This is a genomic window from Candidatus Eisenbacteria bacterium (assembly GCA_020847735.1).
In the GTDB taxonomy this organism is placed as follows: Bacteria; Eisenbacteria; RBG-16-71-46; order RBG-16-71-46; family RBG-16-71-46; genus CAIXRL01.
Genome location: JADLBL010000024.1, coordinates 130548 through 140896, shown reverse-complemented (window position 1 = coordinate 140896; position 10349 = coordinate 130548). Strand labels below are relative to the sequence as shown.

Below are 10349 nucleotides of genomic sequence, written 5' to 3'. Positions count from 1 at the left end.
GGCCCGCGGCTATCGCGACCCCGAGTACTTCAAGCTGAAGATCCTCCAGCGCTGCGGGCTACCCCACAACCCGTGGGCGAGGATCACGCTGTGAGCGTCTCAGCACGGGACATCGAGAGGAGCCATTTTCTTCCGCTCGACTCGCTCGAGGCGATGACTCCGTCCTTCGACTGGAAGGGCTACCTCGAGCGGCGCCTGGTCCGGGTGGATTCGCTCAACGTGGCACAGCCCGGGTTCTTCCGCGGTCTCGAGGCGACGCTGACCTCGACGCCGCTGGCCGACTGGCAGGACTACCTGCGCTGGCGCGTGCTCGAGGACGCCGCGCCGATGCTCACGCAGGCGTTCGCCGACGAGGACTTCCGCTGGAGCAGCGTCCTGAGCGGGGCGAAGGAGATGCAGCCGCGCTGGAAGCGCTGCGTGCGGGCGACGGACGGCGACCTCGGCGACCTGCTCGGGAAGGCGTACGTGAAGGAGGCGTTCCCGCCCGCGGCCAAGGCGCGCGCGCTGCGCATGGTCGAGAATCTCGAGGCAGCGCTCGACGAGCGCATCGGTCAGCTCGACTGGATGAGCGGGGCGACGAAGCAGGCGGCGCGCGCGAAACTGCACGCGTTCGGCAACAAGATCGGCTATCCGGATCGCTGGCGCGACTACGCGGGCGTCACGATCGGCCGCACGTCCGCCTACGCGAACCACAGGGCGTGCAGCGTGGCCGAGACGGCGCGGCTGACCGCGCAGATCGGCAAGCCCACCGACCGCGGCGAGTGGCGGATGACCGCCCCGACGGTCAACGCGTTCTACAGTCCGACGCTCAACACGATCAACTTCCCCGCCGGCATCCTGCAGCCGCCGTTCTACGACGACGCGTGGGACGACGCCGTGAACTACGGCGCCATCGGCGCCGTCATCGGCCACGAGATGTCGCACGGCTTCGACGATCAGGGGCGCAAATTCGACGCTCACGGCAACCTGCGCGACTGGTGGACGGCGGAGGACGCCGCCAACTACCGGCAGCGTTCCGAGAAGGTCGAGGCGCAGTACTCCGAATACACGGTCCTGGATTCGCTGCACGTGAACGGCCGGCTGACGCTCGGCGAGAACACCGCCGACATCGGCGGCCTCGCCATCGCCTTCGCCGCGCTGCAGCGCGAACTCAAGGGCAAGCCCGCCCCGGGCCTGATCCAGGGCTTCACGCCCGAGCAGCGCTTCTTCCTCGCCTACGCCCGCATCTGGCGGCGCGTGGACCGCGACGAGGCCCTGCGGCGGCAGGTGCTCACGAACCCCCACTCGCCGGCCCACTGGCGCGTCAACGGCCCGCTCTCGGACCTCGACGAGTTCGAGAAGGCCTTCGGCTGCAAGGACGGGGACGCGATGGTGCGCGAGGCCGCGAAGCGGGCACGCATCTGGTGAACCCGCGGCCCGGCGGCCGATGCGCGCGGCCCGTGCCCTGATCGGCGCGGGCCGCGCGCGTCGCGGACCCGACGCGGTCGCCGCCGGGACGGCTCAGTGCGCCGCCGGCGGCTCCTGCCGGCGCGACCACTCGACGGTCCTCGCCAGCCCTTCGCGGAACGCGACCCGCGGCGACCAGCCGAGCACGGTCCGCGCGCGGCTCGCGTCCAGGTAGATGCGCTGCACTTCACCCGGCCGGGCCGGCAGGTGAATCGCCTCCGCCGTGAAGCCGGTCAGGGGCCGCAGTTCACGGACGATGTCGTTGACCGACGTACCCAGCCCCGTCCCGAGATTCAGCATCTCGCCGCTGCCGGCTTTGAGCGCGAGCACGTTCGCCTCGACCACGTCGTCCACGAACAGGTAGTCACGAACCGCCGTCCCGTCACCGAAGATCCGGGGCGGCTGGCCGGCCAGCATGAGCCCGATGAAGATCGCGTTCACCCCGGCCTCGCCGTGCGGGTTCTGGCGCGGACCGTAGACGTTCGGGTAGCGCAGGACCGTGTAATCGAGGCCGTGGAGCAGCTTCCAGATGTAGAGGTAGTGCTCGACCGTGTGCTTGCTCGCGCCGTAGGGCGACTCCGGGTTCACCGGGTGTTCCTCGGGCGCCGGCAGCACGCGTCCTTCGCCGTAGAGCGCGCCCCCCGTCGAGGCGTACACGACCTTGCGCACGCCCTGCGCGACGCAGGCCTGCAACAGGCCGAGGCTGCCGAGGATGTTGACGCGCGCGTCGAAGGCCGGGTCGGCGACCGACTTTCGAACGTCGATCTGCGCGGCGTGATGATCCACGATCTCGGGGCGGAAGTCGGCGACGGCGGCCTCGACCGCCGACGAATCGGCGAGGTCGCCGACGTAGAGCTTCGCCTTCGCGTTCACGAACTCGCGCCGGCCGCTCGAGAGGTCGTCGAACACCGCCACCTCGTGTCCGAGGGCGACGAACCGGTCCGCCACGTTCGAGCCGATGAAGCCCGCCCCACCCGTCACCAGGATGCGCACTGCGATCCTCCCTCCCCGCGCGGTCCGCCGACCGTCAGCGCGGCGCGGTGCGAAGCTCCGCCGGCTGGCCTTCGGACTGCACCCGGCGCATCCACGCCAGGAACCTCAAGCGCTGGAGCACCTGCAGGTCGCACTCCAGCACGATGGGCTCGTCCGGCACCGGAGCGGGCGCGGGCGCAAGAGGCTCGGGCGCCCCGGCCTGATGCGGCGTCACGACCGGGGTCGGAGGCAGCGTCGTCGCGAGCTGCGAGACGCGCGCTCCCAGGGCTTCGAGCGACGCCTTCAGTACGAACGCCAGGTCCATGCCGGAAAAGGCGATGCCGAACCGGGCGGAAAGCTCCGCGGCGCCGGCGGCGGGGCGACCGTGCGCGCCGGCCCACCAGCCTTCCAGCGGCCGGCCCGCGAGCGCGTCACCGAACTCGCGCGCCGTCGAGCGATCCACCACGAACACCACCCGGCCGAAGTGCTGGCGCGCGTCGTCGAGGCACCGGCCCAGGCCCGCCCAGGCGGCGGTTCGCGCGGCATGGCCGCGCGCGAGAAGGTAGAAACCCGGCCGGCCCGCGTACTGGACCAGCCCCAGCACCGGCATGTCGCCCTGCAGACATTCCATGAGACCCCATCGCGCCTCGCGGCCGAGCCGCTCGTGAAGCCTTCCGGCGCCCGCGTCCACCAGCAGCACGCGCGCGTGGCGCGCGAGCGCGTGCGCCGCCAGCTCGAGCGCGCCGCGCACGGTCGCGTTCTCGTTCGGCCCCGCGACCACGTGCAGCCACGGCTGCAACGCACCCGGGTCCCGCAAAGGCGGTTGCGGATCCGCTTTCGCGGCGCGGGGCGCGCCGCGCCTCAGCCAGAGCCCGAGCAGCGCCGCGCACAGGCCCACGAGTCCGCCGAGCCCCGCGCCGAAGCCGAGGAGCGCGGCCCACGGGCCGGGCAACGCCTCGGCCCGCACCGGCGGCGCGGGAGTGATCGCCGAGAGCGGCGCGTACGGATCCCCGAGCGCGTTCGCCAGGGTCACGAGCTGCGCGCCCGCCGCCGCCTTCGCGAGTTCCTTCTGCAGCCCGGTCTGGCCTTCGAGCGTGCGTGCCGCGAGCGCGTCGAGCGAATCGGCGCGCTCGCGCTGCGCGCCTTGCCAGGCGGCACCGCGCACGGCCGCGCTCGCGTCGCGCGCGGGCACGCCGGCGGCGAAGCGCGCGTCTTCGGCGGTCGCGAGCGCGAGCAGCGCGCGGCGGCATCGTTCCGGGTCGGCGGCGGCGGCCGCGGCGGCGACAGCTTCCGCTTCCGGCAGCGCAGGCGTGACGACGAGCTCCGGCGCCGGGCCGGCGTAGGGCGCCGGCAGCGCCTGCGCGAGGTCGCGCCGGCGGGACGCGTCGGCGAACAGCAACGAGGCGCATTCGGCCTGCGGCGTCATGGGAGGCAGCGGCGCGGCCATCAGCCCGGCCCGCCAGCGGTCCGACACCGCGGCGTACGCCTGCCCGAGCGCGGCGACTCCCGCCGAACGCCGGGCCGCGAGCCCGGCCGCCAGGCGACGGGCGCGGGGCGCACGCGGGGCCTGCACTTCGAGCTCAGGCCCGTGACGACCCCGCGCGAGCCGCGCGAGGGCCGCCCCCTCTCCCGGCTGAGCGGCTTCCGGCCACTCGACGTCCGCAGGCGGGCCGCCGGTCCACGGCACGCGCGCCCGGAACAGCGGCAGCGACGCGGGAGCGGTCACCAGCGCGACGACGACGCCGAGCGAGATCCCCGCGAGCGCGGCGAGGATCAGCGTGGTGGTTCGGGCGGATGGTCTGCGTGCGGGTGTGATCGCGTCTTCCCTGGCGCTCGGCGACGGCCGGATCGGGTGAACGGTCGGAGGCCCGCGTCCTGCGAGGCCCGGCGCCAAGTTACGAGCGCGATGCTCCGGCGGTCAAGGGCGCACCTTGCGCGCGCGACGTTCGCGGGGGCCGCCGGATCAGGCCGCGCCGTGCAGTTCGGTCGAGCGCTCCTCGGCAAGCGGAAGCGTGAACCAGAACGTGCTGCCCTTGCCCGGTTCGGTCTCGACGCCGACCTGCCCGCCATGCTGTTCGACGATGCCCTTGCAGATCACCAGGCCGAGGCCGGTGCCGCCCACCTTTCGCGTCGCGCCGGAGTCGATCTGCTGGAACTTGCGGAACAGCTTGGGAACGTCCTTCGCCGCGATGCCCTCGCCGTGGTCGCGGACCTCGACGCGCAGGTCCCGCCCGTACGGACGCGCGGCGACCTCGATGCGGCCGCCGGCGGGCGAGAACTTGATGGCGTTCGAAAGCAGGTTGGTCAGCACCTGCGCGATGCGATGCGCGTCGAGCAGCGTGTCCGGCAGGTCGGCCGGCAGGTCGAGCTCGAGCTGGATGCGCCGCTCCTCGATCAGCATGCGCAGGTTGTGCGCGGCCTGCCGCACGACCGGCTCCAGGTTCTGGGGCTCGATGGTCATGGACAGCGACGCCGACTCGAGCTTCGAGAAGTCGAGGATGTCGTTGATGAGCAGGAGCATGCGCTCGGCGTTCGCGTGCGCGATCGTCAGCAGCTTCACCTGCTGTTCGTTGTTCTGGAAGTAGCGCTCGTCGAAAAGCAGCTCGAGCGCGCCCTTGACGGAGGTGAGCGGCGTACGTGTCTCGTGCGAGACGACGGCCACGAACTCGGACTTGAGCCGGTCGAGGCTCTTGGTGTGCTCGAAGAGCTGCGAGTTGCGGATCTGCACCGCGGCCTGCGAGGCGAACCGCGAGAGGAACTCCTCGTCCCCGGCGCCGAAGCCCGCGGGCTTGTCGAACGCGACGAGCACCCCCAGGGCCTGGCTTCCCTGGACGAGCGGGACGGCGAGCAGCGACGCGGCGCCGCCCTTCACGCCGGCGACCGCGACGCGCGCGCACCCCGGCCCGCCCTGGCGGACGGGCCGCAGGTCGAACGCGCACATGCCGACGGGGCCGCTGCCGGCCAGCACGGGCGGGCGCGATTCGTCCCCGCCCTCCCACTCGACGCCGTGCGCGGCGGCGGGCCGGTATTCGGCCGTTTCCTCGTTCTGCAGGTACACCGCCGCCGCGGGGGCGTCCATGATCTGCGCGGTCGTCTCGACGATGCGCTTCAGCATCGGCTCGAGGTCGATGCCCGCGCCGATCTCCATCGAGGCCCGGTAGAGCGTGCTCAGATGAAAGGTCGCCTGCGCGACCTTCTCGCGCAGCTCCTGCTCGTGCCGCTGGAGCACCTCGTTCTTGATGCGCAGCTCCTCCAGCAGCGCGCGGTTCTCGGCGCGCAGCCGGCGGTTGCGAAGACGCTTCTCGACCATCGTCGGAAGGTCGGCGATATCGTCGAAGGGTTTGGTGACGTAGTCGTCGGCGCCCTGACGCAACGCGTCGATCGCGGTCTGGACCGACGCGTAGCCGGTCATCAGGATCACCGCGACCTCGGGATCGAGCGCCCGCGCCTCGCGCATCACGTCGAGGCCGCTCTTCCTGGGCAGCGAGATGTCGGTGAGGATCAGGTCGGGCGGATCGAGCGCCACCTTCGCCAGCGCGTCCTCGGCCGAGACGGCGAAGGTGCAGACGTACGGCTGGTCCGCCAGCACTTCGCGGAGCACGTCGGCGACGGTCTCGTCGTCCTCGACGACGAGCACGCGCGGCTGGACCGGCGAGCGATAGCCCGCCGACTCGTCGGCCGCGCGAACGCCGCCGTCGGGACCGCTGCCGTCGTCCATGAGGTCGTCGCTTCGCATCCCGCCCGCGCTCCTAGTGGGTGTGTCCGGTTTCGTGCTGCGCCGTGCGGCGGCGTCCCGCCTTCTTCGCCAGCCCGAGCGCCTGCTCGGCCGAGGCCAGCAGTTCCATCGAGTCCATGCCGTCGCGCGGGCTCGAGGCGACGCCCGCCGAGCAGCTCAGGCGTCCCGCGCGCGCGAAGCGGTGTTCCTCGATCGCGTGACGGAGCCGGTCGGCCAGCCGCCTCGCGGGACCGAGGTCGCAATCCGGAAGCACGACCGCGAACTCGTCACCCGCCAGGCGCGCGAGCAGGTCGCCCTCCCGCAGCGTCACCTTGAGCACCAGCGCGACCTCGGCGAGGACCTGGTCTCCGCACTCGCGGCCATAGTGCTCGTTCAGTCCGGCGAAGTGGTCGAGATCGAGCGCGATCACGGCCAGGGGCTGGCCGGTGCGCCGCGACCGGGCTTCCTCCTCGACGAGCCGGGCATGGAACGCCCGGGAGTCGGCGAGGCCGGTGACCGGGTCGCGGCCCGGAGCGCGGCGGAACCGCTCGAGTTCGAGTCGCGCGCCCAGCGCCGCTCCGAGCGCGCCCGACGCCGTGCGGACGAGCGCGAGCTGGTCGGGCGTCCAGCGCTGTCCCTTGCGGGCCCGCAGGTCGAGCGCCCCGACCCGCTCGCGACCGCGGAACAGCGGCGTGCCCACGCACTCCCGCAGGTCGCCGGGCGCGCTCTGCCAGTCGCCCCGCGCACACCAGGGTTCGAGGACTCCTTCCGGCGAGAGCGCGTACAAGGCCACGCCGTCGCAGCCGAACGCCGTGCGCAGCGAGTCGAGCGCCGCGGGCAGCGCCTCGGGGTCCGAGAGCGAGGCGAGCAGCGCCTCGCACGCGTCCCACAGGCAGCCCGAGGCCACGCGCCGGTCGTCCCGGCGCGGCGTTTCGGCCGGGCCGCGCTCGTCGCCCTTGCGCTCGAGCGGTCCGGAGTGGGCGGGCTTCATGTCCGGCTCAGGCCGCGCGCGCGTGGGAAGCGCCGCCACCGAAGCCCGTCTTGAGCTCGGCGATGCGTCCGGCCGCTTCCTGGATTCGGCTCGACTCACGGAGGACCACCTCCAGGCGTTCGCGAAACCCGGGTTCATGGGCCGCGGGGTTCATCAGCAGCAGCTGCGCGTTGCCGCGCACGCCGACCAGGGCATTGTTGATTTCGTGATGCACGGCGAGCACCGAAAGGACCTGCGCGTTCCACGCCTGCTGCTCGCCCCACCAGCACGCGACGTGGGCGCGCAGCGTGGCGGCTCCGGCCGCGTCGCCCGCGGCGGCGAGCGCGTCGGCCTCGGCCTCCAGCCGGTGCTTGAGCGCCTCCCACGGAGGCTTCATGCCGTCCACTCCACCCACGTTCAGGCCGCCTCTTCGCGCAGCGTCATCGCCTTCTGCAGGCGCAGGCGCAGCCGGCTCATCGCCCGGGTGTGGACCTGCGAGACCCGCGACTCGGAAATGCCGAGCGTCCGCCCGATCTCCTTGAGCGTCAGGTGCTCGTAGTAGTACAGCGCGACCACCAGGCGTTCCTGTTCGGGAAGATGGTCGATCGTGTTCAGCATGACCTGGCGCTGCTGGCGATCCTCGAGCGCCGCCTCGTGGTCCTCGGCGTTGGGGTCCGCGAGGTGATCGGCGAGCGTGCCCTGGTCCTCGCCGTCGTTGGAACGCGACTCGTCGAGGGAGACCAGCACCGCGCCGCGCACGTGGTCGAGCAGGCGGTAGAACTCGTCGCGCGACATCTTGAGCTCGCGCGCGACCTCGTCCTCCGACGCGGCCCGCCCGAGCTTCTGGTCGAGCTTGCGGGTCACGCCGTCGAGGTTGCGCGCCTTGCGGCGCATGGAGCGCGAAGCCCAGTCGAGTGCGCGCAGCTGGTCGAGCACCGCGCCCTTGATGCGCCAGACCGCGTAGGTCTCGAACTTGACGCCCTTGCCCGTGTCGAACTTCTCGTGGGCATCGAGCAGCCCCAGGACGCCGGCCGAATAGAGATCCTCGTGGTCCACGTTGCGCGGCAGCGTCGCGGCGACGCGCTCGACGACGTGCCGCACCAGCGGCGCGAAACGCTTGAGCAGGTCGTTCTTGCCGTAGGTCACCGGGGTGGGCGCGGGAGCGGCCGGCTTGCGACCGGGCACGACCTTCAGGACCGGACGACGCGCGGGGGCCGGGGTCGAGGCACGCTTCGAAACGGAGCGACGGTTCGGGGCGACGGCGGCGCGGGGCATGGGGAAACCTCCTAGGCTTCGAGGCGTTCTTGCGTGGGCTCCGGCTCGATCAGCGACTTCGGTCCGGTGGGGCGGGATTTCCACAGCTTCGCGGCCAGGGCGCGGTACGCGCCGGCGGCGCTCGACTTCGGGAACGCGGCGATCACCGGCTCCTGCAGGCGGACGGCGCGGGGCACCGCCGCGTCGAAGGGCACGACGCCGAGGCAGTCGAGCTCGAGGCGCAGGAAGCGGCGCGCGACCAGGCGGATGCGGTGCGCGGTGTCCTCGGCCTCGTCCGCCCCGTTCGCCATGTTCACGACGAGCTGGGGCGCGCGTGCGAGGCCGCCCTGCTTCTGCAGCAGCTTGACCAGCGCGTAGGCGTCGGAGAACGCCGGCATCTCGGGGGTCGTCACGACGATCACCTCGTGCGCGGCGCGGCAGAACTCGGTCGTCTGTCGCGAAACGCCCGAAGCGGTGTCGAGGATCACCAGGTCGGCGTCGGAGTCGAGCGTGCTCAGGCCGCGCAGCAGCAGCTCGCGGCGGAAGTCGTCGAGGTCGGCCAGTTCGGGGACTCCCGAGGCGGCCGGCACCAGCCGCACGTTCTCGGGGCCGTTGACGACGATTTCGTCCATCGTCTTCTGCCCGGAAAGCACGTGCTGCAGGTCGAAGCGCGGGTGCAGGCCGAGCAGCAGGTCGAGATTCGCCTGCGCGAGGTCGCCGTCCACGAGCAGCACGCGGGCGCCGCGCTCGCCGAGGGCGACCGCGAGGTTGGCGGCCAGGTTGCTCTTGCCCACGCCACCCTTGCCGCTCGCGACCACGATCGTGCGCGCGCGCGGCCGGCTCCACTGCGCCGGGTGTTCGCCTTCCGAAACCGGCGCCGGCGAGCCGTGGACGGGCACGAGCTGGATCGGCGTCCGGGCGGCCGCGCGCTTGCGGTTGCGGGCCTTCACGCGCGGCTCCCGCGCTCGAGCGAGCAGACGGCCGAGACGAACGACCAGAAGCGGATCTGCTGGTGACAGCGCGCGAGCGGGACCTCGAGGCCCAGGCGTGAGAGCCGGCGCTGCTCCTCGCGGAGCGAGCCGAGCGCCGCGTTCGCGGCGTCCTGCCGCGCGCCGGCCGAGCCCGGCATTTCGGCCGCTGGGTCGGCGGCACGCGTGAGCGGGACGAACGCGCTCACGCGGCGTTCCGCTGGCCGCGCGCGCCGGAACCGCGCGCGAGCCGCTGCAGGGCCGTGGCGTACAGCTCCCCCACCTCACGCATCGTCAGCTTCAGCGCGCCGGCGGCCTCAAGCACGGTCAACCGTTCGACGAGCAGCAACGCCAGCACCTGACGCTCGCGCTCCTCGAGCCCCCCGATGGCCTCGCGCATGCGGCGGGCGAGGGCGGGGCCGCGCGACTTCGCGATGCGCGGCTTCATGCGGCCTTCCGCAGCGCGGGACGGCGGCGGCCGTCGGCCTCGAGCAGGGCGCGACGCACCGCGCGACGCAGCCCGTCGATGTGGAACGGCTTTGGGAAGACCTCCACGACGCCCGCCCGGCGCAGGTCACGCGCCCGGTCCGCGCCGGTCTCCGCCGTCAGGACGATGACCGGCTGCGCGCTCGGGCCGCGGCGGAGCTTGCGCGCCAGTTCGAGCCCGCTTTGTCCCGGCAGCCGCAGCTCGGTGATGACGAGATCGCTGTCGTGGTCCTTGAGCCACGCCAGCGCTTCTTCGGCGGAGCGGAAGGTGTCGATGGTGAATCCGTCATCCGACAGGCCTTCGGCGAGCGCCCAGGAGGTCGTCGGCTCGTCTTCCACGATCAGGAGATGCGGCATCTCGGATGGGCTCCGTCGTCGGGTCACGTGCGAGGGGACGGCGGAGCGATTTGCAGCACGCGTGCCATGCGCATTCGGGGAGTGCGAAGCGCACGACCCGGCGGGCCCCGGGGCGCGGAGGAACCCGCCCGCACTCGAACGCGCGGCAACAGGTCGTTGTCAGCGCGCGAGTTACCGGTGC

General features: G+C 72.6%; 11 protein-coding genes. 1 reads left to right on the top strand and 10 read right to left on the bottom strand.

Annotation, left to right across the window (positions count from 1 at the left end):
- The first annotated feature begins 90 nt into the window (after window positions 1-90).
- On the top strand, window positions 91-1407 hold the full coding sequence (locus tag IT347_13810) for a M13 family metallopeptidase (GenBank protein ID MCC6350656.1): 1317 nt from the start codon (window positions 91-93) through the stop codon (window positions 1405-1407).
- Window positions 1408-1500: 93 nt separating this feature from the next.
- Here IT347_13810 and IT347_13805 read toward each other — a convergent pair whose 3' ends face one another.
- From IT347_13805 to IT347_13760, 10 genes are all read right to left on the bottom strand, one after another.
- Window positions 1501-2439 (bottom strand): NAD-dependent epimerase/dehydratase family protein, encoded by a 939-nt coding sequence (locus IT347_13805; protein MCC6350655.1) that lies wholly within the window; start codon window positions 2437-2439, stop codon window positions 1501-1503.
- A 34-nt stretch (window positions 2440-2473) separates the two neighbouring features.
- The gene (locus IT347_13800; protein MCC6350654.1) at window positions 2474-4312 is read right to left on the bottom strand and encodes a hypothetical protein; all 1839 of its coding nucleotides are present in this window, start codon (window positions 4310-4312) and stop codon (window positions 2474-2476) included.
- 69 nt (window positions 4313-4381) lie between these two features.
- Window positions 4382-6154, bottom strand: a complete 1773-nt coding sequence (locus tag IT347_13795) for a response regulator (GenBank protein MCC6350653.1) — start codon at window positions 6152-6154, stop codon at window positions 4382-4384.
- Window positions 6155-6167: 13 nt separating this feature from the next.
- Complete coding sequence (locus tag IT347_13790) at window positions 6168-7124, bottom strand: GGDEF domain-containing protein (GenBank protein ID MCC6350652.1); 957 nt, start codon at window positions 7122-7124, stop codon at window positions 6168-6170.
- A gap of 7 nt (window positions 7125-7131) precedes the next feature.
- A complete protein-coding gene (locus IT347_13785) occupies window positions 7132-7500 on the bottom strand; it encodes a hypothetical protein (protein ID MCC6350651.1) in 369 nt (122 codons plus the stop codon).
- 20 nt (window positions 7501-7520) lie between these two features.
- The gene (locus tag IT347_13780) at window positions 7521-8378 is read right to left on the bottom strand and encodes a FliA/WhiG family RNA polymerase sigma factor (protein MCC6350650.1); all 858 of its coding nucleotides are present in this window, start codon (window positions 8376-8378) and stop codon (window positions 7521-7523) included.
- A gap of 11 nt (window positions 8379-8389) precedes the next feature.
- On the bottom strand, window positions 8390-9307 hold the full coding sequence (locus IT347_13775) for a MinD/ParA family protein (GenBank protein ID MCC6350649.1): 918 nt from the start codon (window positions 9305-9307) through the stop codon (window positions 8390-8392).
- Window positions 9304-9534 (bottom strand): hypothetical protein, encoded by a 231-nt coding sequence (locus tag IT347_13770; protein ID MCC6350648.1) that lies wholly within the window; start codon window positions 9532-9534, stop codon window positions 9304-9306. The genes IT347_13775 and IT347_13770 overlap by 4 nt, the downstream gene beginning before the upstream one ends.
- A complete protein-coding gene (locus tag IT347_13765) occupies window positions 9531-9773 on the bottom strand; it encodes a hypothetical protein (GenBank protein ID MCC6350647.1) in 243 nt (80 codons plus the stop codon). The genes IT347_13770 and IT347_13765 overlap by 4 nt, the downstream gene beginning before the upstream one ends.
- Window positions 9770-10168 (bottom strand): response regulator, encoded by a 399-nt coding sequence (locus IT347_13760; protein ID MCC6350646.1) that lies wholly within the window; start codon window positions 10166-10168, stop codon window positions 9770-9772. The genes IT347_13765 and IT347_13760 overlap by 4 nt, the downstream gene beginning before the upstream one ends.
- Window positions 10169-10349: the final 181 nt, after the last annotated feature.

Bases quoted from the DNA above. Each gene is read 5' to 3' on its own strand.
- IT347_13795 (MCC6350653.1), bottom strand. From the start codon at position 6,154: ATGCGAAGCGACGACCTCATGGACGACGGCAGCGGTCCCGACGGCGGC.
- IT347_13785 (MCC6350651.1), bottom strand. From the start codon at position 7,500: ATGAAGCCTCCGTGGGAGGCGCTCAAGCACCGGCTGGAGGCCGAGGCC.
- IT347_13780 (MCC6350650.1), bottom strand. From the start codon at position 8,378: ATGCCCCGCGCCGCCGTCGCCCCGAACCGTCGCTCCGTTTCGAAGCGT.
- IT347_13765 (MCC6350647.1), bottom strand. From the start codon at position 9,773: ATGAAGCCGCGCATCGCGAAGTCGCGCGGCCCCGCCCTCGCCCGCCGC.
- IT347_13760 (MCC6350646.1), bottom strand. From the start codon at position 10,168: ATGCCGCATCTCCTGATCGTGGAAGACGAGCCGACGACCTCCTGGGCG.
- IT347_13790 (MCC6350652.1), bottom strand. From the start codon at position 7,124: ATGAAGCCCGCCCACTCCGGACCGCTCGAGCGCAAGGGCGACGAGCGC.